Below are 25,097 nucleotides of genomic sequence, written 5' to 3' on the forward strand. Positions count from 1 at the left end.
GGCGCGATTCAGTTCGCCAGGAACGATTCTGCGGCCAGCCTCGTCCTAGACGCCCTCGAGTTCCTCACCCAGGTCGCTGAGAATGCGACGGAGATCTTGGACCGTCGCGAAATCAATGCTGATCTGGCCTTTCCGAGCCCCGAGCGCGATACGGACGCGGGTGTTGAGGCGGTCACCCATGCGGCCGGCAAGATCGTCGAGGAAATCCTGGCGCTTGCCCGCCGCCGGCTTCGCGCGCGACGGTTTCGGCTCGCTCGACGCGATCGCCTCAGCCGCGCGCACCGAGAGTTCCTCGTTCACGATCTTGTCGGCGAAGCGCTGCATCGCCTCGGGGTCGTCACCAGAGGCGAGGATCGCCCGGGCGTGACCTGCGCTGAGGACTCCGGCGGCGACGCGGAGCTGGACCGGCTCGGGGAGCTTCAGCAGGCGAAGCGTGTTCGAGATCTGGGGACGTGATCGTCCGATGCGCGACGCCAGCTCCTCTTGGGTGATGCCGAAGTCGGCCAGCAACTGCTGGTACGCCGATGCCTCTTCCAGCGGGTTGAGCTGCGACCGGTGCAGGTTCTCGAGCAGCGCGTCGCGGAGCATGGCTTCATTGGCCGTGTCCTTGACCACCGCGGGGATCGTGTCGAGGCCGGCTGCCTTCGTGGCGCGCAGACGTCGCTCGCCCATGACCAGCTCGTACTTGCCGGGCTGGTCGGGGTGGGGGCGCACGACGATCGGCTGAAGGACACCGAACTCGCGCACGCTGTGCACGAGCTCGGCAAGATCCTCGGGGTCGAACACGCTGCGCGGCTGGTGCGCATTCGGCACGATGTCGTCGGGATTCAGGCGGGCAAGTCGTGCCCCCGGGACAGCGAGGAGTCCCTCGCTCGCCGCCGCTTGCTCGACCACCGCAACCGCGGTGGGGGACTGGGAGTCGGAGTCGGGGAAGAAGACGTCGACCGGTCGGTTCGGGCGAGGCATGTCCTCGCCCGTGGGAATCAGTGCGCCGATGCCACGGCCGAGTCCGGTTCGCTTGGTTGCCATCAGTGGTCGTCCTTCTGGTTCACTGCGCCGCGAAGCGCGATCTCTGCCGCTGCCTCGCGGTACGACAAGGATCCGCTCGAGCTGAAGTCGTAGCTGATCACACTCTGGCCGTAGCTCGGTGCCTCCGACACTCGGACGGACCGCGGAATGATCGTCTCCAGCGTCTGGGCGGGGAAGTGGTCGCGTACTTCTTGCGCGACCTGCTGCGCCAGATTGGTGCGGGAGTCGTACATCGTGAGCAGGATCGTCGAAAGTCGCAATTCGGGATTGAGGTGCTTCTCGATCAACTCGATGTTGCTCAGCAGTTGGGAGAGTCCCTCGAGCGCGTAGTACTCGCACTGGATGGGAATGAGCACCTCTCGGGCCGCGACGAAGGCGTTGATGGTGAGAAGGCCCAATGACGGAGGGCAGTCGATGAAGACGTAATCGTACGGACGCTCCATGTCGGCGAGGTGTCGATCGAGTGCCCTGCGAAGTCGCTGCTCCCTCGCCACGAGAGACACGAGCTCGATCTCGGCGCCGGCGAGGTGGATGGTCGCGGGTACGCAGTCGAGTGATTCGTGTTCGGTCGATGGACGCACGACATCGGCAAGGGGGAGGTCCGCGACGAGCACGTCGTACACGCTCTGCTGCTCGGAGCGATGGTCGACCCCGAGCGCCGTCGAGGCGTTGCCTTGAGGATCGAGGTCGATGACGAGCACGTGGGCGCCGGAACGGGCGAGTGCGGCGGCGAGGTTGACCGCGCTCGTCGTCTTGCCGACGCCACCCTTCTGGTTCGAAATGGTCAGGACCCGGGTACTTGCCGGCAGGGGAAGCACCGCTTCGTCCAGGGCGATGCGGCGCCGAGTCTCTTCGGCAAGTTGATCGGCCAGGGGAGTTCCTCCGTGTTGGACGTCCGTTTCACGTGAAACGGGGATGGGTGGCAGAGTGGGAGCGTCCGTTTCACGTGAAACGGTCGGCGAGGTGTCCGTGGATGCGGTGCCATCGGCGGGGACCCGGAGCCGGAGATCAAGCGTAGCGGCCACCCGTTCACCATCCGCGTCGACGTCTGTTTGGAGGCGCTCGCCCGAATCCGGTTCGCTTGAATCGACCGCGGGGGACAACCCCGTGACTGCGGCGGTCGCGCGCTGGGCGGTCGCGCCCTGGGCGGCCGTGCCCTGGGCGAAGGACGCGTCCACGTTGTCGTGGTCATTTCGTCCGATCGCCGCCACGCCTCCATCGGTGAGCGGCGCTACGCCGGAAACCTCGTCGGAGCGCGGTTCGACAGGGGGCCTCGTGACCGCGGTCGTAGGCGATCCATCGCCGACGAGCGTGGACTCGGCCGAGTTCGGGGAGGTTGAAGGGGATGGGACCGGTGTCGACGGGGCCAGGGCTGGAGGAGCCGCGGTTGACGCCGCCGCGGCGGAAGCGCCGGGAGCAGCGGCTGCGGAAGCGGCGCGAGTGGGCTGCAGTGATGACACGGTGTCGGCGGCGGCATCGCCGACGATCTCGCGGATCAGGTCTTCGAGCAAGCGGTCGGCGGACGCAGTGCTGCCGGCATGCGGAGTCGCCGCCGCCGTGGCCTCGGGGTCATCAGCCAGCGCGGCTGCGGTCGCGACATCCCAGTCGATACTCGGCACCGCCTGAGCGGTCCGATCGACCCCGACGAGGTCCGTAGGCCGCCCGGAATCGCCGGGCGAGGGCTGGGGGGAGGACTCCTCCGTCGTCGGTACTGCGCCCGCCGGCTCCACTCGCGCGACCGACTGATCTACCACATCGGGCACACGTTGGCCACTGTGTTCGTCGACCCTTCGCGCTGATTCTGCGTCCGACACCGCGACCAGCGGATTGGTGAGCGGGGATGCGGCCTGCCCTGTTTCCGGCTGAGCCTGCGTCGTCGGCGACACGCGCATCTCTGGGTGTGCTGTCGATTCGTCGGAGTTGCCAGGCGTGAGAGGAGCGGTGGAGACGGCTGGCGACGGCGGAGTGGATGAGAGCGGCGGCGTCGCGCGCGCCTCGGGACTCCATCGCGCCCGGTCGTCACGATCACTGCCGAACGGCACCGCGATCGGCTCAGCCGCTGCGGCGGAACTGGAGCCAGCGGACGCGTGAGTGGTGCCGTTCTGCGAGTCGACCTCGGGCTGGTGACGCTTTCGGTGGAACCATCCGCGTCCTCCCCCTTGGGCCATGCTGACTGCTCCAAACGTCACGCGGTATGCGGTGCTCACGGATCCCGGTCGCGGTCGACGACCTGGGATTCCAGCCTAACCGCCACCACCCTGCTTCCTGTCGTCGCGGCGCGCTATTCACTTCACTGAACCGACTCCGGCGCGTATAAGTCAGACGGACGCGATTCGGCTCGGCCCGGACCCAACATGCGGGAGGAGGGCCGGACGGGGCTCGATTCATCTGGGATGACCACGCGGTGCGCATCGGCTGGGTCCACGCCGCTGTACCGGTCCCACGATGGACCAGCCGGCGAACCTTGCGCCGTCCGGCCCATCATGGATCGGAGGGCGTGGGTGCGACTCATCCGCAGCACACCCGCCCTCAATCGTCATGTTTCACGTGAAACGCGGCAACGCGCTTGTCACAACCAAGGCGCGTCCGGGCGCTCGGGGCGGGCCTGACGCGAGGGGGACCCACCCCGGGACCCCTTTCATGCTCAGGGGCCTCATCGGGGTTGCCGGAGGCCGAAGCGATGACCCCCGGTCCACCCGCAGAGCCCTGAATCGAGGCTGCGTGGCCATCTCCATACGGATGTTTCACGTGAAACGGGGCGCATCCGCCCGTCACTGCGCGGAAGGGATTCTGCGCTCGCGCGGAGGCCGAAGCGAACGGTGGTCCGCCACGGCGCAGCTCCGGCGCGGGCGCGGGGGCGTTGGCGTGCCGGTTCGGGAGGAGTCAGACCCGGCCAATTCGTTCGGTGCGTCAGAGCGTCCGTGGGCCGACGGATCGCGCAGGAGGACGGAGGTTCTCAGGACTCGGTCGCGCACACCAAGTGGTGAGCGTCCTCGCCCCCGCAGGGGAGTGGAGCCCGCGCGTGAACCAGAACCGCGAGCGTGAGCGGTGTTTCACGTGAAACGGCACCGAGTATCGGCCGCGCACTCTGGCATGACGACGGCTCCTTTTCGACATGAGCAGGGTGAACGCCCTGATCCACCCGCTGACGTTCGGGCGCCCGCTGGTACGAATGGTGGCCCTCACTCCGGGGTGGGCACAGTGGGCGGGTTGGCGCGGCATCCCTCAGAGCGGGGCCGACGGCTACCAGGGAACCGACCTGTGCCTCGGCGGAGCTCAGATAACCAAGCATGAGACTGGAGCCTGTCCGCTGTGGCACGGTGAGCGCCTGCGTCCGAAGCCTCTCGCGTCGGGGGGCCAAGACGCAGGATCAAGCCATCGATATTCCACCGGCCATCCCGACGGAACGCCTCAACCACCCACGTTGAGGCTGCATACCGGCGGGGACTTGTGATGTGTGGTCCGAACAGATCTCTCCCCGGTTCACGGAGACCGCGGGACCTACAACGCCGAGTTCGGAGCGAGGTGGTGGACGTCTTCGACGCCGGGTTCGCAGAGCCATTCCAGCCGGTTCAGTGGACGACCCAGTCGACCGGGCGCGGCCCGTGCAGCTTCCCCGATGAGCGGCGTCGCACGCACAATTCCCTCAGTCGGCGGAAGGCACCCGGCTGGTCGCAGCCAGCGCCCAGCGCCCAGTCCTAGAAGGTGCTTCTGGCGGTGCTCGCCGAACGATGGCAGACGAAGACGGCGTCGCGGTAGTTCAGAACCCTGCACCAGCTCGGCCACTTGGAATTGGTGCGCCCAGACGAATCCAGGCTCGACTGATCGGCGGACTCCGATGAACACCTACATCCCCGTTCTCGGCCGGCCTGCGGTCGCTGCCTTGCACCCTGGTCGAATCGAATGCCGGAAGCGGCGTAATACGGCCCGCGGTGACGGCCGACAAACCGGAGTGCCACCAAGTTGGCGCGTGAGCGTTTCACGTGAAACCGGTGTGGGGAGCGGAGCGCCGCCCGAGATCCGTGGTTCCCGGCAGGACAAGCAGGGCAACCGATGCGAGGAGCATCACGAGTGGCAGCGGGTGCCGGGTTGCGTGGCGTGCGGCTTTGCGCAGCAATCGACGTCCACCAGAAACAGAGACCTTCTTCTGCGACCCGTGCCAACTGCACGCGATCGTCGGATCGCCTACCGCCGCTCTCCAAGCGGCAGCGAACGCCGACGATCACCCCGAGTGGGGGTGACCCACCGGCGGCGTCCCCGGTCACGCGCGGGTGCGACATCCGCGACGCATCGGGGGCCGCGCACGCCGTGATTCACCAACCCGTTGGTGCTGGCATGCCCAACGCCGCCGAGCGCGCCAGGTGAGCGGTGACTAGCGGACGGTCGCGCGGAACACGCGGGTCACTTCCGACACCACGCCCTCGCCGAGTACCAGCACCTCGGGATTCCGAACACCGAACTTGCGGATGACCTTCTCGGCCGCCGTGATCTCACCGTCGACTCCTGCGCCCTTCATGAGCACGAGCTCACCCCCCGGCCTGAGCAGGGGAGCGGTCACAGGGATCAGGGTGCGAAGCGCGCTCACGGCCCTCGCGGTCACCTGGTCGAGGGCTCCGTTGAGCTTCGCCTCTTCGGCGCGCGCGCGAACCACCTCGACGTTCGCGAGCTCGAGTTCGTCGGCTTGGCGCCGCAACCATGCCACACGTCGTTCCATCGGCTCGATGAGCGTGAACGTGACATCCGGTCGCATGATCGCGAGCACGAGGCCGGGCAGCCCGGCGCCTGAGCCGACATCTCCGACACGGCCGGGGCGGAGGAGCGGAGCGACCAGCGCGCTGTTGAGGATGTGACGGGTCCAGAGCCGCGGCAGCTCCAGCGGCCCGATGAGTCCCAGCTCTTCACCGTGCCGTGCGAGCGACTCGGTGAAGCGTCGGCCCGTGTCGAGGTGCTCGCCGAAGATCGCGGCCGCAGCCGCGGGCTCGGGCTCGAGTCCGTCGGTCATCGTTTCACGTGAAACGTCACGCCCCACGCGTGATGATGGTGTGACGCTCGGCGCCCTCACCGCGGGACTCCGAGTGGAACCCCTGCTCACTGACCAGGTCGTGCACGAGCTTGCGCTCGTACGACGACATGGGCGGCAGTGCCGCTTCGGCTGCACCGGCCTCGATGCGCTCGATCGCGCGGCTGACGAGGCCACCGAGCTCACTGCGACGCACGTCGCGCGAGCCGCCGATGTCCAGGATGAGACGGGAGAACGCACCGGTCTTGGTCTGCACCGCGAGCCGGGTGAGCTCCTGGAGGGCACTCACCGTGTCGGGCTTCGAGAGCAGGTTGAGGTTGGCACCCTCGCCGGCATTCACCGAGACGTACGCCCGGCCGTTGCGGGCGTCGATGTCGATGTCACCATCGAGGTCGCAGATGTCGAGGAGTTCCTCGATGTAGTCGGCGGCGATGTCGCCTTCTTCTTCGAGCTGGGCGATCGAGCGGTCGTCCGTCTCGTGCTGCACGTTGGTCATGGTCTACTTTCCACCCTGCTTCTTCGCACGCGTCTTGCCGACTGGCTGCTGACGCTGCGTGGTCTTCTTCTCTTCGACGACGATCGTCTCGGGCTTGTCCTCGACCACGAGCTTGCCCTTCTTGGCGAGGCGAGCCTCGCGGGCGCGAGCCGCTTCACTGCCGGGCGTGGGCATGTTCCGGATGACGAGGAACTGCTGCCCCATGGTCCAGAAGTTGGAGATCAGCCAGTAGAACATCACGCCGAGGGGGAAGGCGACACCCGAGAACGCGAAGACGAGGGGGAGCAGGTACAGGAGGATGCGCTGCTGACGGAACATCGGGCTCGCCTTGGTCTCAGGCGACATGTTCTTGGAGACGATCTGCAGCTGCGTGATGAACTGCGACGCCGTCATGAGCACGATCATGGTGAGCGCGATGACCATGACGTTGATGCTGAACGGCTCGCTGGCCGTCATGAGGTTCCACTGCTCGATGAACGTGGCCTTCAGCGGTGCGCCGAGGAACTCGGCATTCGCGAACGAGTTGGCGAGCTCCTGCGTGAAGAGGCCGACACCGGCCTTGTCGTGCTGCGCGTCCTGGAGCACCGAGAACAGTGCGAAGAACACCGGCATCTGCAGCAGGAGCGGCAGGCAGGAGGAGAGCGGGTTGGTGCCGGTCTTCTTGTACAGCTCCATCGTCTCGCGCGACATCGCCTCGCGGGAGAACTGGTCCTTCTTGCCCTTGTACTTGTCCTGGATCTTCTTGAGCTGCGGCGCGACCTCGAGCATGCGGCGCTGGCTCTTGATCTGGCGGACGAAGATCGGGATCAGCGCGGCACGCACCACGATGACGAGGCCGACGATCGACAGCACCCAGGTGACGCCCGCGTTGGGGTCGAGCCCGAAGAACGTCCACATCGAGTGGAACGCGACGAGGATCAACTCGATGACCCACTTGATGGGCCAGAGGATCAAGCCGATGAGATCAGGCATGTGCGGGGTCAGTCCTTTCGGGACAGTGCGGGGGTCGAGGTCATGGTCGCCGGCTCGGCGGTGAGCGGGCGGAGCGTGGAGTGGCGGGCGATGCCGTCGTCGGCCCGATGAGCGAGTTCGTGGGCGCGACGCGCGGCCGCGGCATCCGCTTCGGCCTTCGGGAACATGCCCTTCGGCACCACCCATCCGAACGAGGTGGTGCGGTACCGGTCGTGACCCGCCGGCCGGACGTCGTCGATGCCGCCGGCCGTCCAGGGATTGCAGCGGATGATGCGCCATGCCGTCAGCGCGGTGCCCACGACCAGTCCGCGCTGCTGCACCGAGCCGAGCCCGTAGGCCGAGCACGACGGGTAGTAGCGGCAGACGTCGCCGTAGAGCGGTGAGATCGCGGCGCGATATGCGCGGAGCAGCAGCACGCCCAGGTTGCGGGGGAGGAGCACGACGAAGAGGGCGAGGTCGCGCATGTCAGCCCACCCGGGAGTCGATGAGCGGGGCATGATCGGCGACCGACGGTCGAGCACGACGGGCCAACGCGTCGAGCACCTCGCTGCGGAGGGTGCCGAACTCGGCATCCGCGGCACCGGGCAGTGCGCGAACCACGACGTCGACACCGCGAACGCCGCCGACCAGGGCGTCATGACAGACGGCCTTGAGTCGACGGCGCACGAGATTGCGGCGAACCGCGTTGCCGACCTTCTTCGAGACGATGAAGCCGAAGCGTGCGTCGGTGCCCGACTCGCGTGAGCGCACATAGCTCACGGTGTGGGCACCGGCGACCTTCGCACCGCGGCGCACGATGACTCGATAGTCGTCGGCGCTCGTGATGCGATTGGCTTTGGCGAGCACCGGAGCGGCTACGCGGAGAGTTCGGTGCGACCCTTGGCGCGGCGTGCCGAGAGGATGGCACGGCCTGCGCGGGTGCGCATGCGAAGGCGGAAGCCGTGCTTCTTGGCGCGACGACGGTTGTTCGGCTGGAACGTACGCTTGCTCATTCTTCTTCTCCGACTGTCGGATCTCCGCGCCGTGCTGATGATGCGATGGTGCGGCGGGAAAACTGGGTGCCCAAAGGGCTGGGGTCAACCTATTAAAACTACGGCCTCGAAGGGCCGTGGTCAAACCGGGCACGACTCGATCACGCCGGAGTGCAAACGACACAGTATCCCGCGTTCCTCGGGAAAGCCTGTGGAACGACACGCCAGGGCGGTCGAATCCCTGCACGGGCATTTGTCCCCGGGGGCGACATTCGCTACCGTTTGAGACCAGTTATCCCCAGCCTCGCACGCGGAATCCCGGGCGTCGTCGCAATTCTGCCCACAGGCGGTGGATAACGCTGTGAACACTTCGCCTCGCGCCGCTTGCATCGTCGATCGGGGGATCGATCAGCGGCACACACAACGGCACCGAACGAATGCGGGGAACGATGACAGAGCAGCCCATCTCGGACACATGGGCCACCGTCCTCGACCGCCTCTCCCATGACGATGCGATCACCCCGATGCTGCAGGGCTTCCTGAACCTCGTCGAGCCGAAGGGCATCGCGGCCGGCACCTTCTACCTCGAGGTTCCGAACGACTTCACGGCGAGCATGCTCAATCAGCGCATGCGGGTGTCGCTCCTCACGGCGATGAGCGCGATCGACTCGCCGTCCTCGGTCACGTCGTTCTACGTGGTCGTGAACCCCGAGCTCGAAGAGGCGCGCGCTCCCGAGCCGCAGTCGCCGGCCCTCGACGACTACCCGAACCCGGTGGAGCTGCACGCCTCTCCGCAGTCGGTGTTCGAGAACACGAGCCCCGATCGGCCACGTGATTCGCGCCTGAACCCGAAGTACTCGTTCGACAGCTTCGTGATCGGGCAGTCGAACCGGTTCGCGCACGCCGCGGCCGTCGCCGTGGCCGAGGCGCCGGCGAAGGCCTACAACCCGCTCTTCATCTACGGCGACTCCGGGCTCGGCAAGACCCACCTCCTGCACGCCATCGGCCACTACGCGATGAGCCTGTATCCCGGCATCCGCGTTCGGTACGTCAGTTCCGAGGAGTTCACGAACGACTTCATCAACTCGATCGCGAACAACCGCGGTTCGCTGTTCCAGCAGCGGTACCGCAACATCGACATCCTGCTGATCGACGACATCCAGTTCCTGCAGGGCAAGGCCGAGACGCAGGAGGCGTTCTTCCACACCTTCAACACCCTGCACGACCACAACAAGCAGGTCGTGATCACGAGCGACGTGCCGCCGAAGCACCTCACCGGCTTCGAGGACCGCATGCGCAGCCGGTTCGAGTGGGGACTCATCACCGACGTGCAGGCGCCCGACCTCGAGACCCGCATCGCGATCCTGCGCAAGAAGGCGCAGTCCGAGCGGCTCCAGGTGCCCGACGAGATCCTCGAGTACATGGCGTCCAAGGTCTCGAGCAACATCCGCGAGCTCGAGGGCACGCTCATCCGCGTCACCGCGTTCGCGAGCCTGAACCGTACTCCGGTCGACATGCCCCTGGTGCAGACGGTGCTGAAGGACCTGATCACGGATGACACGGACAACGTCGTGGCTCCGGTCGACATCATCACCGCGACGGCCGACTACTTCAAGCTCACCGTCGACGACCTCTACGGCTCGAGCCGCTCGCAGGCCGTCGCCACCGCCCGCCAGATCGCGATGTACCTGTGCCGTGAGCTGACGAGCCTCTCGCTCCCCAAGATCGGGCAGCTGTTCGGCAACCGCGATCACACGACCGTGATGTACGCGAACAAGAAGATCTCCGAGCTCATGAAGGAGCGCCGGTCGATCTACAACCAGGTCACCGAGCTCACCGCGCGCATCAAGCAGGTCAGCCGCTACCGCTGATCCCGACGTCGATTCCGGATGCCGCGAGCCGCCGCCGCGGCATCCGCTCGGCTCGATCGGGGCGCTCAGACGCCCCCTCAGCGCCCTGTGGCGACCGTTCGGCGACGATTCCCACAGCTGTGGAAAAGTTGTGGATTGTTAACGAGCAACCCCGCCACGCCTGTTGAGACGGGCGGTGAGCCTGTGCACAACCGCCGGATCGCCGGATGGCCGGCCAACGGCATCGGCCTCCAAACCCACACGCTGTGCACAGATGGAATGGGTCGACTCGGGCGTCGTTCCGCGGATCACTGAACACCATCCACAGTTTCCACAGCGGTTAACACCGTTAAGAGAGAACTGGTTAACCGGGGGATCCCGACAACATCGAGATCGGGGAGCGCTCGGCGCTCTGCGCGGCGGAATGTCCCCGCGCCGCGCGAAGCAGGCCCGCTAGCATGGGAGCCACCCAGCGACATCCACGACGGGAGAACCGTGAAGTTCCAGGTCAATCGCGACGTCTTCAGTGAGGCCGTCTCCTTCGCCGTCAAACTCCTGCCCCAGCGCACCACGCTCCCGATCCTCTCCGGCGTCCTCATCCGGGCGAACGCCGACGGCCTGGTCCTCTCCTCCTTCGATTACGAGGTCTCGTCGCAGACCGAGATCCAGGCCGATGTCGAGGAGCCCGGCACCGTGCTCGTCTCCGGCCGGCTGCTCGCCGAGATCGCGGGTCGCCTTCCCAATGCGCCGGTGCGCGTGGCGACCGAGGAGTCGCGCATCCAGGTGAGCTGCGGCTCGGCGAGCTTCACCCTCCTCTCGATGCCCGTCGAGGAATACCCGTCGATTCCCGAGATCGGCGCCGAGTCCGGCGTCGTGCCCGCCGAGGAGTTCGCCTCGGCCGTCGCGCAGGTCGCGGTCGCCGCATCCCGCGACGACGTCACCCCGGTCATCACCGGCGTGCAGCTCGAGGTCCGTGAGAACAACCTCAGCCTGGTCGCCACCGACCGCTACCGCGTCGCCGTCCGCGAGATCGACTGGGACGGCGGCAACGTCGGAGGTAGCGAGGACACCGTCACCGCGCTCGTTCCCGCCCGCACCCTCCAAGAGGTCGGCAAGACCTTCGGGCACTCCGGCACGATCTCGGTCGCCATCACGAGCCGCGACGACCGCGAGCTCATCGCGTTCAGCGCCGAGAAGAAGACGGTCACCTCACTGCTCATCAAGGGCAACTTCCCACCCGTGCGCCGCCTCTTCCCCGAGACGGTCGACAACTACGCGGTGATGAACACCGCCGACCTCATCGAGGCGACCCGTCGTGTCGCCCTCGTCCTCGAGCGCGAGGCCGCCCTCCGCTACAGCTTCTCGGCCGACGGGCTCACGCTCGAGGCGATCGGCAGCGAGCAGGCCCAGGCGTCCGAGACCATCGACGCGATCCTCACCGGCGACGACACCGTGGTGTCGCTGAAGCCGCAGTTCCTCCTCGACGGCCTCGGCGCCGTGCACTCCGAGTTCGTTCGCATCTCGTTCACCAAGACCGAGAACCCCAACAAGCCCGGCCCCGTGCTCATCACGAGCCAGACCTCGCGCGAGCAGGCCGGCGCCGACACCTACCGCTACCTGCTGCAGCCGAACCTGCTGCTGCGCTGAGTCCGGTCGCGGCGCCACGAGGCGACCCCGCCTCGCCGTCGGTGGCGCGGGGTAGCGTTGGTTCGTTCGGATTCGAAGGGAGCCCCGCGTGCATGTCGCCCGCCTCTCCCTCACCGACTACCGCAACTACGAGCGCGCCGAGCTCGAGCTCGGGCCGGGTGCCACGGTGCTCGTGGGCCGCAACGGCCAGGGCAAGACCAACCTGGTCGAATCGATCGGCTACCTCTCGACGCTCGGCTCGCACCGAGTGTCGAGCGACCAGCCGCTGATCCGGGCCGGGGCGGATGCCGCGATCGTGCGGGCGCTGCTCGCCCACGGCGAGCGAGAGCTGCTCGTCGAATTGCAGCTCAACCGGCAGGGCGTCAATCGCGCCCAGCTCAACCGTTCTCCCGTGAAGACGCGCGAGCTCCCGCGCTACGCGCACAGCGTGCTGTTCGCGCCTGAGGACCTCGCGATCGTCCGAGGCGAGCCCTCGGTTCGCCGCCGCATGCTCGACGAGCTGCTCGTGCAGCGCACACCCCGGCTCTCGGGCGTCATGGCCGACTACGAGCGCGTGCTCAAGCAGCGCAACTCGCTCCTGAAGAGCGCCCGGGCCCGAGGCCTCTCGGCCGAGCGGCTGCCCACGCTCGACATCTGGGACGAACGGCTCGTCGACCTCGGCTCGGAGCTGATCGACCAGCGCCTCACGCTCATCGACGAGCTGGCCGGGCCGCTCGCCGCCGCCTACCACTCGATCGTCGACGCCGACCACGCGCCGTCGTTGCAACCGTCGCTGTCGATCGACGGTGCCGATCCCGACGACGACGCCCCTGCGGCATCCGTCTCGACATCGGGGTCGGCGTCGGCACCCGACGCCGACGCGCCCGCGGCATCCGACACCCGCTCCCGGTTCACGTCGGCATTGCAGGTGCTGCGCCCGAAGGAGCTCGAGCGCGGCATCACCCTCGCGGGTCCGCACCGCGACGACGTGCTGCTGCTGCTCAACGGACTGCCGGCAAAGGGATACGCGAGTCACGGTGAGTCGTGGTCATTCGCGCTCGCCCTGCGCCTCGCGTCCGCCGAGCTCCTGCGCCGGGACTCGTCCACCGGCGATCCCGTGCTCGTGCTCGACGACGTCTTCGCCGAGCTCGACCGGTTGCGCCGGCAGCGACTGGCTGAGGCGATCGTCGGCTTCGAGCAGGTGCTCGTCACCGCCGCGGTGCTCGAGGACGTGCCCGAGCCGCTCACGGCGCGCATCGTGCACATCGAGTCCGGCCGAATCGTCGAGTCCGCCGGCATCGTCGAGTCCGAGGCGACGACCGATGTCTGACGCCTCCCGGTCCGAGGCCGCCCGGGTCTACCAGCACTTCCGCGAGATCTTCGGCGACGCCCGGCCGCGACCCGGCCGGGCCAGAGCCCGCACCCGCGAGGTATCCGGCAGTGAGCCGTTCACCCCCGGCCGCGACCCGAAACCGCTCGCGGCGGCGATCGACGGACTCACGACGCAGCTCGGATGGTCGGCACCGCTCTCCCAGCATGAGGTGCTCGCCTCGTGGGCCGAGGTCGCGGGCGACGAGATCGCGAAGCACTCCGACGCGATCGCCATCGAGGGCGGGGTGCTGCAGGTGCGGTGCGAGTCCACCGCCTGGGCCACGCAGCTGCGGCTGATGCGCACCGACCTGCTCACGCGCATCCTCGACAGGTACCCCGGCGCGGGGGTCGAGATGATCCGCTTCCAAGGGCCGGATGCCCCCACCTGGAAAAGGGGTCCCAGATCGGTTCCAGGGCGTGGTCCGCGCGATACCTACGGCTGACACGGCAAATTCGGTCACTTCGCCTGTTCGATCGCCTCAGATCGGCGCTTCCGGGTCGGTGAGCACCCTCCGTTTGATAGGATGAAGGGTCGCCAGAATGACGGTCAGGAGCCCGATTCACACATGACAGCCGAACCCACGAAGGCCCAACAGTCGCCGGCATACGGTGCTGATGAGATCCAGGTACTCGAGGGCCTCGAAGCGGTTCGCAAGCGGCCGGGTATGTACATCGGCTCGACGGGTCCCCGAGGCCTGCACCATCTCGTCTCCGAGATCGTCGACAACTCGGTCGACGAAGCGCTTGCGGGCCACGCCACGACCATCGACGTCACGATCCTGGCCGACGGCGGCGTCCGGGTCATCGACGACGGCCGCGGCATCCCGGTCGACGTCCACAAGACCGAGGGTCGTTCCACGGTCGAGGTCGTGCACACCGTGCTTCACGCCGGCGGCAAGTTCGGCGGCGGCGGATACGCGGTCTCGGGTGGGCTCCACGGCGTCGGGGCATCCGTCGTCAACGCGCTCTCGTCCAAGTTCGACGTGGCGGTGCGCCGCCAGGGCCACGTGTGGCGCCAGTCGTTCACCGTCGGCGTGCCCGACGCCCCGCTCTCGAAGGACGAGCCGAGCGACGAGACCGGCACCATGACGACGTTCTGGCCGAGCCCCGACATCTTCGAGACCGTCGAGTTCGACTACGAGACGCTTCGTGCCCGGTTCCAGCAGATGGCGTTCCTCAACAAGGGCCTGCGCATCACGCTGACCGACGAGCGCGTCGGCCACGTCGACATCGATCCAGACGACACCGCAGAGACCGAGGGTGAGGCCGCGGCCCCGCGCACCGACACCTTCCTGTACGAGCGCGGACTGGTCGACTACGTCGAGTACCTGAACCGCTCGAAGAAGTCCGACCTCGTGAACGAGGAGATCATCTCCTTCGAGACCGAGGACACGGAGCGCAAGATCGCCCTCGAGGTCGCGATGCAGTGGACGACGGCCTACACCGAGTCGGTCCACACGTACGCGAACACGATCAACACGCACGAGGGCGGCACGCACGAGGAGGGGTTCCGGGCGGCGCTCACCACCCTCATCAACCGCTACGCGCGCGAGAAGGGCATCCTCAAGGAGAAGGACGACAACCTCTCGGGCGACGACGTGCGCGAAGGCCTCACCGCGGTCATCTCGGTGAAGCTCTCCGAGCCGCAGTTCGAGGGCCAGACCAAGACGAAGCTCGGCAACACCGAGGCGAAGTCGTTCGTGCAGAAGGTCACGGGCGACCAGCTCACCGACTGGTTCGAGCGCAACCCCGGCCCAGCCCGCGACATCATCCGCAAGGCGATCCAGGCGGCGACCGCGCGCCTCGCGGCGCGCAAGGCCCGCGAGGCCACGCGCCGCAAGGGCCTGCTCGAGTCGGGCGGCATGCCCGGCAAGCTGAAGGACTGCTCGTCGAAGGACCCCTCGGTCTCCGAGATCTTCATCGTCGAGGGCGACTCGGCCGGCGGCTCGGCCGTGCAGGGCCGCAACCCCGAGACGCAGGCGATCCTGCCGCTGCGCGGCAAGATCCTCAACGTCGAGAAGGCGCGCCTCGACCGGGCCCTCGCGAACAACGAGGTGCAGGCCATGATCACGGCGTTCGGCGCCGGCATCGGCGAGGACTTCAACCCCGAGAAGGCCAGGTACCACAAAATCGTGCTCATGGCCGACGCCGACGTCGACGGCCAGCACATCACGACGCTGCTGCTCACGCTGGTGTTCCGTTACATGCGCCCGCTCATCGAGCTCGGCTACGTGTACCTCGCGCAGCCGCCGCTGTACCGCCTCAAGTGGACCAACGCCGAGCACCAGTTCGTGTACTCCGACAAGGAGCGCGACGCGCTGCTCGCCGACGGCACGGCGAAGGGCTGGCGCATCCCCAAGGACAACGGGATCCAGCGCTACAAGGGTCTCGGCGAGATGAACCACCAGGAGCTCTGGGAGACCACGATGAATCCCGAGACCCGCACCCTGCTCCAGGTGACCATGGACGACGCGGCCGCCGCCGACGAGATCTTCTCGACCCTGATGGGCGAGGACGTCGAGAGCCGCCGCAACTTCATCCAGAAGAACGCGAAGGACGTGCGCTTCCTTGACATCTGACACCGTGAACCCCGGCACCGACGCGAACGACGAGGGCCCCGGCATCCACGGCCGGATCGACCAGGTCGACCTGCAGCTCGAGATGCAGCGGTCGTACCTCGACTACGCGATGAGCGTGATCGTCGGGCGCGCGCTGCCCGACGTGCGCGACGGCCTGAAGCCTGTGCACCGCCGCGTGATCTACGCGATGTACGACGGCGGATACCGCCCCGACAAGTCGTTCTCGAAGTGCGCTCGCGTGGTCGGCGACGTGATGGGGCAGTTCCACCCGCACGGTGACACCGCGATCTACGACGCCCTCGTGCGCCTCGTGCAGCCCTGGAGCCTGCGCTACCCGCTCGCGCTCGGACAGGGCAACTTCGGCTCGCCGGGCAACGACGGTGCGGCCGCCCCCCGGTACACCGAGACGAAGATGGCCCCGCTCGCGCTCGAGATGGTGCGCGACATCGAGAAGGACACCGTCGACTTCCAGGACAACTACGACGGCCACACGCAGGAGCCGTCGATCCTGCCCTCGCGGTTCCCGAATCTCCTCGTCAACGGCTCCGTCGGCATCGCCGTCGGCATGGCGACGAACATCCCGCCGCACAACCTCCGTGAGGTGGCATCCGGCGCCCAGTGGTATCTGGAGCACCCCGAGGCCTCCCGCGAGGAGCTGCAGGAAGCGCTCATGCAGCGCATCAAGGGGCCCGACTTCCCGACCGGCGCCCAGATCCTCGGCGTCAAGGGCATCACCGACGCGTACCGCACCGGCCGCGGGTCGATCACCATGCGCGCCGTCGTCTCGGTCGAGGAGCTGCAGGGTCGCACCTGCCTCGTCGTCACCGAGCTGCCGTACCAGGTGAACCCCGACAACCTCGCGATCAAGATCGCCGACCTCGTGAAGGACGGCAAGATCGGCGGCATCGCCGACATCCGTGACGAGACCTCGGGCCGCACCGGCCAGCGCCTCGTCATCGTGCTGAAGCGCGACGCGGTGGCGAAGGTCGTGCTGAACAACCTGTACAAGCACACCCAGCTGCAGGACAACTTCGGCGCGAACATGCTGGCGATCGTCGACGGCGTGCCCCGCACACTCTCGATCGACGGCTTCATCGCGCACTGGGTCGACCACCAGATCGACGTCATCGTGCGGCGCACCCAGTTCCTCCTCCGCGAGGCCGAGGCGCGCATGCACATCCTGCGCGGCTACCTCAAGGCGCTCGACGCGCTCGACGAGGTCATCGCGCTCATCCGCCGCTCGCCCACCGTCGAGGAGGCCCGCGACGGCCTCATCGAGCTGCTCGACATCGACGAGCTCCAGGCTCGCGCGATCCTCGAGCTGCAGCTCCGCCGCCTCGCGGCCCTCGAGCGGCAGAAGATCATCGAGGAGGCCGAGAAGCTCGAGGCCGAGATCGCGGACTACCGCGAGATCATCGCCTCGCCTGCCCGCCAGCGCACGATCGTGTCCGACGAGCTCGCCGAGATCGTCGCGAAGTTCGGCGACGACCGGCGCACGCACATCCTGCCGGGCTACGACGGCGACATGTCGGTCGAGGACCTCATCCCCGAAGAGGAGATGGTCGTCACCGTCACGCGCGGCGGCTACGTCAAGCGCACTCGCAGCGACAACTACCGCTCGCAGCACCGCGGCGGCAAGGGCGTGAAGGGCGCTCAGCTTCGCGCCGACGACGTGGTCGAGCACTTCTTCGTGACCACGACGCATCACTGGCTCCTCTTCTTCACGAACATGGGCCGCGTGTACCGGGCGAAGGCGTACGAGATCGCCGAGGGCGGACGCGACGCGAAGGGCCAGCACGTCGCCAACCTGCTCGAGATGCAGCCCGACGAGCAGATCGCCGAGATCCTCGACATCCGCGACTACGAGGTGGCGAAGTACCTGGTGCTCGCCACGCACGACGGCCTCGTGAAGAAGACGGAGCTCACCGCCTACGACACGAACCGCTCGCGCGGGGTCATCGCGATCAACCTCCGCGAGGGCGACGAGCTCGTCTCGGCGATGCTCGCCGACGAGGACGACGAGATCCTGCTCGTGTCGAAGAAGGGCATGTCACTCCGCTTCGAGGCGACCGACGAGGCGCTGCGGCCCATGGGCCGTTCGACGTCGGGCGTGAAGGGCATGAGCTTCCGCGACGGAGACAGCCTGCTCGAGGCATCCGTGGTCGCGCATTCGAACGGTGACACCGAGGTCGAGACCCCGGAATCCGGCCCCGACGACGCCGGCCAGAAGCTCAGCCCATCCGACACCTACGTGTTCGTCGTCACCGAGGGCGGCTTCGCGAAGCGCACGCGCGTCGAGGACTACCGCAAGCAGCAGCGCGGCGGACTCGGCATCAAGGTGGCCAAGCTGAGCGACGACCGCGGCGATCTCGCCGGCGCGCTCATTGCCTCGCGGGCCGACGAGGTGCTGGTGGTTCTTGCCAGCGGCAAGGTGGTACGCTCTGACGTCGCCGAGGTTCCCGCCAAGGGCAGGGACACGATGGGCGTCGTCTTCGCGAAGTTCGCGGACGACGACCGGATCATCGCCATCGCGAAGAATTCCGAACGGAATCTCGTGGAGGAGGCCGCAGAGTCCGAAGCGGCCGAGCCCGCGGGAGAGGAGTAACCGTCTATGAGTAGCGTCGCCGAGAAGCTGGCCCGCAAGTCCAACCGCCGGCCCCCGGCAAAGCAGGTGCGCCTGCGCCTGGTCTACATCGACTTCTGGTCGGCGGTGAAGCTCTCGTTCCTCGTGGCCGTCTGCTTCGCGGTGATCAGCATCGTCGTGACGTTCCTCATCCACACGGTGCTGAGCTCCACCGGCATCTTCGAGCAGGTCAACTCGCTGGTGCAGGATGTCGCGGGCTCGAGTGGCGACCTCACGTCGGTGCTCTCGCTCGGCAACGTCATGGGCTTCGCGGTCGTGGCGGCCCTGCTCAACCTCGTCGTGACCACCGCGCTCGGCGCGATCATCGCCGTGCTCTACAACCTCAGTGTCAAGATCACCGGCGGCCTGCTCGTCGGGTTCACCAACAACTGACCCGAGGCTCGGCTCGATTCGGAGATTCCTGCAGCGTCAGGTAGTCTTTCCTTCGGCCGAAATTCGGGGATATAGCTCAGGCGGTTAGAGCGCTTCGCTGATAACGAAGAGGTCCGAGGTTCAAGTCCTCGTATCCCCACTCCGATAATTCCAAAGCCGCGGATGTCACGGCATCCGCTCCGGGGCCTTAGCTCAGTTGGTAGAGCGCCTGCTTTGCAAGCAGGATGTCAGGAGTTCGAATCTCCTAGGCTCCACAGTATTCACGGCATTCCCGGCGCCGGCGCATCACTCGCAGCACCTCGTCAGACCGTTCGGTCGTGGTTCACATCTGATGGTGCTACTGATGAAGAATCTTCATTGGTTGGAGCAGGCGACGATGACCACCGCTGAACCACCGAGACGACCGGGCCGAGCCCGGTTGGCGCGGATCGCCGCAGCCTCGGCGCTCGCCTTGGCGGCAGGTGCGATCGGGATCATAGCGGGGCAGGCCGGCCCTCCGGCGGACGGGCCTGACGCGCACGGCGGCGGGACATCCGCGGCTCGCACGACGATGGCCACGCCAGAGGTCGTCGTCGTGCACGGCGGGATACCCGCGGCTCCCACCACCACGGACCCGCCCGACGTCGTCGCCGTGTGGGCCAGGATGCACCAGGGCTGGATCTTCGTGTACGACGACGGACGGGTGCTCTCCCATCGTGATGTCGGCCCCATCCTCGAACGCCACCTCAGCCTCCACGGCGTCGACCTCATCCGCCGCGGGATTCTCGAGCCACAGGATCTGGAGCTGTACCTGAGCATGACCGTGCCTGCCTCGGCGTGGTCCGACCCGATCCCCGATGTCGTCCTGCCCGAGCGGTATGCCGTGTGCAAGATCGACGCGGACGGCACTTCCCAGCACGGAGAGGTGCTGGGAGACGTGGGATCGATCTGGCGTCGCCTGCCTGCCGAGCAGCAGGCGCTCTTCCGTGCCGGCCGCGTCCTCAGCTTCGCGGTCGATGCGGCCGACGACACCAGCCCCTACCTCGGGCAGGACGGCCATCACATCGAACGAGGTCCCGGGACGGCCTGCTTCGTGCTGAGTCCGGCCCAGGCGCGAGCGGTCTGGTCGCAGACGCGGGCGCCGGGAGACTCCGCAGGGGAACCCGGTGAGCTGCTGCCGGGCGACTCGAGCGTCGCCGAACCGCTCGGGGTCGCCCACGCGGACTTCCGGTTCCTCGCCGTACCGTTGCTGCCCCACGGCGGTGGGATCTTCTGGGGCGGGTGACGCGGACGGGCTGCGACGGGCCACGGGTACAGTGTCGGGATGGACATCCGCATCGCCGCGTATGGCGTGATCATCCGCGACGGGCAGATCCTGCTCTCGCACTGGAACGAGCACGGACGGTCGGGCTGGACCCTGCCCGGGGGTGGCATCGAGGAAGCGGAGCATCCCGTCGCCGCGGCGAAGCGCGAGATCTTCGAGGAGACCGGCTACGAGGCATCCATCGACCAACTGCTCGGCATCGACACCATGGTCGTGCCCGCGGCCCGACGCCACTCGGGCACCGATCCGCTCTACGCCATGCGGATCGTGTACCGCGCGACGGTGGTCGGCGGCGACCTCCGCAACGAGGTCGGCGGCTCGAGCGACGAGGCGCGTTGGTTCCCGGTCGCCGAGGTGCCCCGGTTGCACCGGGTGAGCCTGCTCGACGTCGGGCTTCGGCTCAACGAAGCCGAGCCCGCCGACGGCGTGGCGCCCCCGGCGCCCCCGGCCCCTCCGGCCCCTCCGGCCGAGGACTGACGAGCGACGGGTCGCCTCACGCGCGCAGGCCGGCGTCGACAACGCAGCGGCGAGGCCCGCCGATGCGCTCTCGACGCCGGCCTGTGCAGCCGAGGCCCCCGCGGATCTTCTCCTCGAGACGAGGTCGCTCCGCGGGGGGCTCGGTGATGCCGCCACCCATGATCAGGCGAGCGGGGTGGCGAGGGTGACCAGACGGTACTGGTCCTGGTGTGCACGCTCGGCGGACCGAGCGGTGTGACGGCGCAGGTGCACCGCGTCATGCGCACGGCGCTCGTCCTGTCGGCGGGTCCACGCGAGCAGCGCGAGACCCGCACGACGCGCGAGGCGCTCGTGCAGTTGGCGTGCCTGGGCACGCAGTTCGGTGGCTTGGCCCTGGTGAGCCGAACCGGCGGTGAGAGAACTCGTGTTCACGGTGATTCCTTCGTTGGATGGTGGTGCGGGTGATGAAGCCCGTCGACACGGTGCCGAGCGAGCGAACGGTCCGTCGGTGGTGCGGTGTGCGGTGGTGCCGGCGGCTCGCGGACGGACCGGTCGCGAGCAACGCACGTCGAAGACTCCGGGCACGCGAGGGCGCGATGGCGGAGTGTGGAGTGGCAATCGGAGGATCCCGATTGGCGGTGGCGACCGCGGGCCCGACGATCGAACAGATCGCGAGGCGACGGATGCCGCGGCACGAATGCCGCGCGGTCACGCCGAGTGAGGCGCGGTGCCGGTCAGGCGCAGGAGCGCGTGACGACGGGGCGAACTAGCAGGCCGGCTGCGTGAGGAGGACTCCCGTGCGCCGCGCCGTGAAGATGGGCTGCTGTGACTGCATCATGGGTATCAACTCCTCTCAGGTTCTGCGTGTGTCTGACCGAGAGTTGAGACTAGCGGGGAATTCAGGCCCGACGCAAGGCGATTTCCCAGATTCGTCGGAAATCAGTGTCAGCCCTGAGCGTGGGTGCCGGCTCGGCGCTCCGGCGAGCAGCATCCGGGCATGACGAAGGCCCCGCCTGCGTCACAGGCGGGGCCTTCGAGATTCATCTCAGATCGTCGGCGTCGTCGAGCTGCTCGTCGTCGCACTTGTCGACGGCGTCGGCTCATCGTCGGCGACCCACAGCTCGTCGTCGGCGCGGAAGGTCTGCCAGACGGCGTACGCGACGCCCGCCGCGGCGATGATGCCCGCGCCGATCGCCAGGTAGGTGCCGACCCCGGTGCCCTTCTTCTCCTTGACGACGGCAGCGGCCCGCGGCGAGATGCGCTCGACGGCACGGCGAACGCGCGCGTCGTTGGCGATGTCGCCGATGGAGAGCACCGAGCCGAGTGCGTTGCCCAGCGTGCGCTCGGCAGAGCCGCCGGCGACACGTACGTAGCCCTTGGCCTGCTCCACTCCGGGACGCACGTAGCTCTCGTAGCCGGTGCGCACGCGCGGAACGACCTCCTCGCGCGTCAGATAGCCGAGCTGACGCTTGGCCTCCTGTGCGACGTCATTGGCGCGCTCCAGCACATCCTGCTGGACCCCCCAAAGTTCCTCCGCACTGCTGCGCAGCCGCTTGAGTTCCTTCCGGCGCTTGCGTGACAGGCTCATCTCGACCTCCATCGTTGTGCAGCGAACCCCTCCATCTTGCCACCGAAACGGCTGGAAACGGGGTGGGAGTCGGAATCCTTCATGCCGCTTGACGAATCCACGCGTGACAGAATAAGGGCATGCCGATTCCCACCGCAGTCGCGACCCTCAACACCAACCTCGGACCCATCAAGGTCGACCTGTACGGGCACCAGGCCCCGAAGACCGTCAAGAACTTCGTCGGCCTCGCGACCGGCGAGATCGAGTGGACCCACCCCGCCACGGGCGAGAAGTCGAACGACCCGCTGTACGACGGCGTCGTCTTCCACCGCATCATCCCCGGCTTCATGATCCAGGGCGGCGACCCGCTGGGCCAGGGCGTGGGCGGCCCCGGCTACCAGTTCGACGACGAGATCAACTCCGAGCTCGACTTCACCGAGCCCTACGTGCTCGCGATGGCCAACGCCGGCATCCAGGGCGGGCGCGGCACGAACGGCTCGCAGTTCTTCATCACCGTCGGCCCCACCACGTGGCTGCAGGGCAAGCACTCCATCTTCGGCAAGGTGACGGATGCCGCGAGCCAGGCCGTCGTCGACAAGCTGGCCTCGGTGCCCACCGACGGTCGTGACCGCCCGCTCGAGGACGTCGTCATCGAGAGCATCACGATCGAGCAGGCCTGACGCTCCGGTGAGTGACGCGGGAACCGATCGCACGAACTTCTGCTACCGGCATCCCGACCGGCAGAGCTACATCCTCTGCCAGCGGTGCGGGCGCACCATCTGCCCCGAGTGCCAGACGCAGGCGCCCGTCGGCGTGATCTGCCCCGAGTGCATGCGGGAGCAGCGGGCGACGGCCCCGCGCACCAAGCCCGCGGCATGGACGCGCGTGCGCTCGGCCGCCGGGCGCGGTGCTCCGGTGGTCACGTATTCCCTCATCGGCATCACCGCGCTGGTCTACCTGCTGCAGTGGATCCCCGGGCTCGGCGTGACGAACGCGCTGTTCTTCAGCCCGGTCTTCATGACCGAGGTGCTGCCCGAGCCATGGCGTGCGATCACGTCGGTGTTCCTGCACTCAACGTCGCTGTTCGTGCACATCATCCTGAACATGTACACGCTGTGGATCTTCGGGCGGCTGCTCGAGCCGATGCTCGGCCGCATCCGATTCCTGGCGCTCTATCTCATCAGCGGGCTGGCCGGATCGGTCGGGGTCGTCGTGTTCGCCGCGCCGACGACGCAGGTGCTCGGGGCATCCGGAGCGATCTTCGGCCTCATGGGCGCGTTCGTCGTCATCCAGCGCCGCCTCGGCGGCAACATGACGCAGCTGTACATCCTGCTGGCGATCAACCTCGCCATCGGGTTCATTCCCGGCGCGAACATCTCGTGGCAGGCGCACCTCGGCGGTCTGATCGGTGGCGCCCTCGTGGGGCTGATCCTCCTCGAGACCCGCAACCGATCGCGGCGCGGCCTGCAGATCGGCCTGCTCATCGGGCTCACCGTCGTGCTCTTCGTCATCGGCACGGTCGTCGCCCGGTGGAAGATCGGCGCCTTCTAGTTATCCACAGCCGCATCCACAGCTGGGGAGAATTACACGGCTGTAGTTGACGCCAATACAGGGGACACGGGCACATTCAAGGGTGTGCATAACCTGTGGAGAACACGCACAGAGCGGGCGGATGCCGCAGCATCCGCCCGCTCTCAGTGCTGGTGAGTCAGCGCCAGCGCGTCGTCATGAGGAACCCGACGAACGCGATGCCGAAGCCGATGAGGATGTTCCATGAACCGAGGTCGGCGATGGGCAGCCGGCCCTGGCTCACGTAGAAGACGATGATCCAGGCGAGCCCGAGCAGCATGAAGCCGAACATGACGGGCTTGAACCAGACGGGATTGGGGGCTTCTTCGCCGCTCGCCTGCTCCGCGCGCGCGGGCTTCGATGATTTCGTACGTGCCATGCGGGCGATTCTAGCCGAGCCGGACGGGTACTCCCAGCCGAGGGTCGCCCGCGACGAATAGAATCGTCCTCATGTCCGCCGAACCGCCGCCGCGCCACGCGTCGCGCGCGGCCGCGCGCGACGAGGGTGCAGCGCGCCCTCGGCGGGTGAGCGTCGTCGGCATCCTCGGTGAGCTGCTGCTCACGGCCGGCGCGCTGATCCTCCTCTTCCTCGGCTGGCAGTTGTGGTGGAACGACGCGATCATGGCGAGCCAGCAGTCGGCCGCGGCATCCGACCTCGGCGCGGAATGGCTCGAGGAGGGCAAGGCGGCACGCGGCGACGCCCCTGCCCCAGACCCCGCGGCGTATGGCGACCCGGTCGTCGGGCCCGCCACCTACGGCGACGGCGAGGCGTTCGCGGTGATGTACGTGCCGCGCTTCGGCGAGGACTCCCAGCGACGCGTGGCTGAGGGCACCGGCCTGAACGTGCTGAACAGCACCGAGCTCGGCATCGGGCACTACCCGGGCACGCAGATGCCCGGCCAGGTGGGCAACTTCGCGATCGCCTCGCACCGCAGCGCCTACGGCGGCGGCATGCACGAGATCGAACAGCTGCAGCTGGGCGACGCGATCTACATCCAGACCGCCGACGGCTGGTACACCTACCGCTTCCGTGACTTCGAGTACGTGACCCCCTCGACCGTGGACGTGCTCGCGCCGGTGCCGCACCATCCCGACCTGCAGCCGACCGATCGCATCGTGACGCTCACGAGTTGCAACCCGCTCTACTCCACGGCGGAGCGCATCATCGCCTACGGCGTGCTCGAATCGTGGCAGCCGAGCACCGCCGGTCCGCCGGCCGAGATCGCCGACGTCGTCGCCACCTGGGGGTCCTGAGCCATGTACGGTGCGCTG

At 67.6% G+C, this 25,097-nt stretch carries 22 protein-coding genes, 2 tRNA genes and 1 pseudogene; 14 read left to right on the plus strand and 11 right to left on the minus strand.

Annotated elements, in window-relative coordinates; translation table 11 throughout:
• Window positions 1-45 precede the first annotated feature (45 nt).
• The 8 genes and pseudogenes from AC1DZA_RS09020 to rpmH all read right to left on the minus strand — a co-directional run bounded on the left by AC1DZA_RS09020 (window position 46) and on the right by rpmH (window position 8,509).
• A complete protein-coding gene (locus tag AC1DZA_RS09020) occupies window positions 46-1,029 on the minus strand; it encodes a ParB/RepB/Spo0J family partition protein (RefSeq protein ID WP_476772482.1) in 984 nt (327 codons plus the stop codon).
• Entirely contained in the window at window positions 1,029-1,955 is a 927-nt protein-coding gene (locus AC1DZA_RS09025; protein ID WP_476761923.1) for a ParA family protein, read from the minus strand. The genes AC1DZA_RS09020 and AC1DZA_RS09025 overlap by 1 nt, the downstream gene beginning before the upstream one ends.
• 3,446 nt (window positions 1,956-5,401) lie before the next feature.
• Window positions 5,402-6,031, minus strand: coding sequence for a 16S rRNA (guanine(527)-N(7))-methyltransferase RsmG (gene rsmG / locus AC1DZA_RS09030; protein ID WP_476772483.1), 630 nt, complete (start codon window positions 6,029-6,031; stop codon window positions 5,402-5,404).
• A 16-nt stretch (window positions 6,032-6,047) separates the two neighbouring features.
• Complete coding sequence (locus AC1DZA_RS09035; RefSeq protein WP_476761179.1) at window positions 6,048-6,545, minus strand: Jag family protein; 498 nt, start codon at window positions 6,543-6,545, stop codon at window positions 6,048-6,050.
• Window positions 6,546-6,548: 3 nt separating this feature from the next.
• Window positions 6,549-7,517: a membrane protein insertase YidC gene (gene yidC / locus AC1DZA_RS09040; protein WP_309975734.1), complete on the minus strand. Its 969-nt coding sequence runs from the start codon at window positions 7,515-7,517 to the stop codon at window positions 6,549-6,551.
• A gap of 173 nt (window positions 7,518-7,690) precedes the next feature.
• A pseudogene (gene yidD / locus AC1DZA_RS09045) lies at window positions 7,691-7,981 on the minus strand (membrane protein insertion efficiency factor YidD); the annotation flags it as partial.
• Between the two features lies 1 nt (window position 7,982).
• The gene (rnpA, locus tag AC1DZA_RS09050) at window positions 7,983-8,363 is read right to left on the minus strand and encodes a ribonuclease P protein component (RefSeq protein WP_476772484.1); all 381 of its coding nucleotides are present in this window, start codon (window positions 8,361-8,363) and stop codon (window positions 7,983-7,985) included.
• Between the two features lie 8 nt (window positions 8,364-8,371).
• A complete protein-coding gene (rpmH, locus tag AC1DZA_RS09055; RefSeq protein WP_022889115.1) occupies window positions 8,372-8,509 on the minus strand; it encodes a 50S ribosomal protein L34 in 138 nt (45 codons plus the stop codon).
• A 503-nt stretch (window positions 8,510-9,012) separates the two neighbouring features.
• Here rpmH and dnaA point away from each other — a divergent pair.
• From dnaA to AC1DZA_RS09110, 11 genes are all read left to right on the plus strand, one after another.
• A complete protein-coding gene (gene dnaA / locus AC1DZA_RS09060; protein WP_476761187.1) occupies window positions 9,013-10,359 on the plus strand; it encodes a chromosomal replication initiator protein DnaA in 1,347 nt (448 codons plus the stop codon).
• A 474-nt stretch (window positions 10,360-10,833) separates the two neighbouring features.
• The gene (dnaN, locus tag AC1DZA_RS09065; RefSeq protein ID WP_476772485.1) at window positions 10,834-11,985 is read left to right on the plus strand and encodes a DNA polymerase III subunit beta; all 1,152 of its coding nucleotides are present in this window, start codon (window positions 10,834-10,836) and stop codon (window positions 11,983-11,985) included.
• Between the two features lie 88 nt (window positions 11,986-12,073).
• On the plus strand, window positions 12,074-13,294 hold the full coding sequence (gene recF / locus AC1DZA_RS09070) for a DNA replication/repair protein RecF (protein ID WP_476772486.1): 1,221 nt from the start codon (window positions 12,074-12,076) through the stop codon (window positions 13,292-13,294).
• Window positions 13,287-13,778: a DciA family protein gene (locus AC1DZA_RS09075; RefSeq protein ID WP_476761183.1), complete on the plus strand. Its 492-nt coding sequence runs from the start codon at window positions 13,287-13,289 to the stop codon at window positions 13,776-13,778. Before recF ends, AC1DZA_RS09075 begins: the two co-directional genes overlap by 8 nt.
• A 123-nt stretch (window positions 13,779-13,901) precedes the next feature.
• Window positions 13,902-15,914 carry a DNA topoisomerase (ATP-hydrolyzing) subunit B gene (gene gyrB / locus AC1DZA_RS09080; protein WP_476761184.1) on the plus strand — a complete coding sequence of 671 codons (2,013 nt, stop codon included), beginning with the start codon at window positions 13,902-13,904 and terminating at the stop codon, window positions 15,912-15,914.
• Between the two features lie 82 nt (window positions 15,915-15,996).
• Window positions 15,997-18,519: a DNA gyrase subunit A gene (gene gyrA / locus AC1DZA_RS09085; RefSeq protein ID WP_476772574.1), complete on the plus strand. Its 2,523-nt coding sequence runs from the start codon at window positions 15,997-15,999 to the stop codon at window positions 18,517-18,519.
• A 6-nt stretch (window positions 18,520-18,525) separates the two neighbouring features.
• Window positions 18,526-18,930: a DUF3566 domain-containing protein gene (locus tag AC1DZA_RS09090; RefSeq protein ID WP_159601224.1), complete on the plus strand. Its 405-nt coding sequence runs from the start codon at window positions 18,526-18,528 to the stop codon at window positions 18,928-18,930.
• Between the two features lie 65 nt (window positions 18,931-18,995).
• A tRNA-Ile gene (locus AC1DZA_RS09095) sits at window positions 18,996-19,069 on the plus strand.
• Between the two features lie 42 nt (window positions 19,070-19,111).
• Window positions 19,112-19,184, plus strand: a tRNA-Ala gene (locus AC1DZA_RS09100).
• A gap of 296 nt (window positions 19,185-19,480) precedes the next feature.
• The gene (locus AC1DZA_RS09105) at window positions 19,481-20,194 is read left to right on the plus strand and encodes a hypothetical protein (protein WP_476772487.1); all 714 of its coding nucleotides are present in this window, start codon (window positions 19,481-19,483) and stop codon (window positions 20,192-20,194) included.
• 39 nt (window positions 20,195-20,233) lie between these two features.
• Window positions 20,234-20,710 (plus strand): NUDIX hydrolase, encoded by a 477-nt coding sequence (locus tag AC1DZA_RS09110; protein WP_476772488.1) that lies wholly within the window; start codon window positions 20,234-20,236, stop codon window positions 20,708-20,710.
• 162 nt (window positions 20,711-20,872) lie between these two features.
• On the opposite strand, the gene AC1DZA_RS09115 is transcribed toward AC1DZA_RS09110, so the two are convergent.
• Window positions 20,873-21,121 carry a hypothetical protein gene (locus AC1DZA_RS09115; protein ID WP_476760916.1) on the minus strand — a complete coding sequence of 83 codons (249 nt, stop codon included), beginning with the start codon at window positions 21,119-21,121 and terminating at the stop codon, window positions 20,873-20,875.
• A gap of 613 nt (window positions 21,122-21,734) precedes the next feature.
• Complete coding sequence (locus AC1DZA_RS09120; protein ID WP_476772489.1) at window positions 21,735-22,289, minus strand: hypothetical protein; 555 nt, start codon at window positions 22,287-22,289, stop codon at window positions 21,735-21,737.
• 107 nt (window positions 22,290-22,396) lie between these two features.
• On the opposite strand from AC1DZA_RS09120, the gene AC1DZA_RS09125 reads away from it, so the two are divergent.
• Complete coding sequence (locus tag AC1DZA_RS09125; protein ID WP_309975698.1) at window positions 22,397-22,936, plus strand: peptidylprolyl isomerase; 540 nt, start codon at window positions 22,397-22,399, stop codon at window positions 22,934-22,936.
• A 7-nt stretch (window positions 22,937-22,943) separates the two neighbouring features.
• Window positions 22,944-23,807 (plus strand): rhomboid family intramembrane serine protease, encoded by an 864-nt coding sequence (locus tag AC1DZA_RS09130; protein ID WP_476760914.1) that lies wholly within the window; start codon window positions 22,944-22,946, stop codon window positions 23,805-23,807.
• A gap of 157 nt (window positions 23,808-23,964) precedes the next feature.
• Here the strand turns inward: AC1DZA_RS09130 and AC1DZA_RS09135 are convergent, their stop codons facing one another.
• Window positions 23,965-24,204, minus strand: a complete 240-nt coding sequence (locus tag AC1DZA_RS09135; RefSeq protein ID WP_148733012.1) for a cell division protein CrgA — start codon at window positions 24,202-24,204, stop codon at window positions 23,965-23,967.
• Window positions 24,205-24,275: 71 nt separating this feature from the next.
• Between AC1DZA_RS09135 and AC1DZA_RS09140 the strand changes: the two genes are divergently transcribed.
• Window positions 24,276-25,079 carry a class E sortase gene (locus AC1DZA_RS09140; protein ID WP_476760913.1) on the plus strand — a complete coding sequence of 268 codons (804 nt, stop codon included), beginning with the start codon at window positions 24,276-24,278 and terminating at the stop codon, window positions 25,077-25,079.
• The last annotated feature ends 18 nt before the right edge of the window (window positions 25,080-25,097 follow it).

Source organism: Agromyces sp. P2_B3 (assembly GCF_056404815.1).

Excerpts from the sequence above, each read along its gene's own strand:
- AC1DZA_RS09020 (WP_476772482.1), bottom strand. The coding sequence starts at position 1,029 with ATGGCAACCAAGCGAACCGGACTCGGCCGTGGCATCGGCGCACTGATT.
- rsmG (WP_476772483.1), bottom strand. The coding sequence starts at position 6,031 with ATGACCGACGGACTCGAGCCCGAGCCCGCGGCTGCGGCCGCGATCTTC.
- AC1DZA_RS09035 (WP_476761179.1), bottom strand. The coding sequence starts at position 6,545 with ATGACCAACGTGCAGCACGAGACGGACGACCGCTCGATCGCCCAGCTC.
- yidC (WP_309975734.1), bottom strand. The coding sequence starts at position 7,517 with ATGCCTGATCTCATCGGCTTGATCCTCTGGCCCATCAAGTGGGTCATC.
- rpmH (WP_022889115.1), bottom strand. The coding sequence starts at position 8,509 with ATGAGCAAGCGTACGTTCCAGCCGAACAACCGTCGTCGCGCCAAGAAG.
- dnaA (WP_476761187.1), top strand. The coding sequence starts at position 9,013 with ATGCTGCAGGGCTTCCTGAACCTCGTCGAGCCGAAGGGCATCGCGGCC.
- AC1DZA_RS09075 (WP_476761183.1), top strand. The coding sequence starts at position 13,287 with ATGTCTGACGCCTCCCGGTCCGAGGCCGCCCGGGTCTACCAGCACTTC.
- gyrB (WP_476761184.1), top strand. The coding sequence starts at position 13,902 with ATGACAGCCGAACCCACGAAGGCCCAACAGTCGCCGGCATACGGTGCT.
- gyrA (WP_476772574.1), top strand. The coding sequence starts at position 15,997 with ATGCAGCGGTCGTACCTCGACTACGCGATGAGCGTGATCGTCGGGCGC.
- AC1DZA_RS09090 (WP_159601224.1), top strand. The coding sequence starts at position 18,526 with ATGAGTAGCGTCGCCGAGAAGCTGGCCCGCAAGTCCAACCGCCGGCCC.
- AC1DZA_RS09105 (WP_476772487.1), top strand. The coding sequence starts at position 19,481 with ATGGCCACGCCAGAGGTCGTCGTCGTGCACGGCGGGATACCCGCGGCT.
- AC1DZA_RS09110 (WP_476772488.1), top strand. The coding sequence starts at position 20,234 with ATGGACATCCGCATCGCCGCGTATGGCGTGATCATCCGCGACGGGCAG.
- AC1DZA_RS09120 (WP_476772489.1), bottom strand. The coding sequence starts at position 22,289 with ATGGAGGTCGAGATGAGCCTGTCACGCAAGCGCCGGAAGGAACTCAAG.
- AC1DZA_RS09125 (WP_309975698.1), top strand. The coding sequence starts at position 22,397 with ATGCCGATTCCCACCGCAGTCGCGACCCTCAACACCAACCTCGGACCC.
- AC1DZA_RS09135 (WP_148733012.1), bottom strand. The coding sequence starts at position 24,204 with ATGGCACGTACGAAATCATCGAAGCCCGCGCGCGCGGAGCAGGCGAGC.
- AC1DZA_RS09140 (WP_476760913.1), top strand. The coding sequence starts at position 24,276 with ATGTCCGCCGAACCGCCGCCGCGCCACGCGTCGCGCGCGGCCGCGCGC.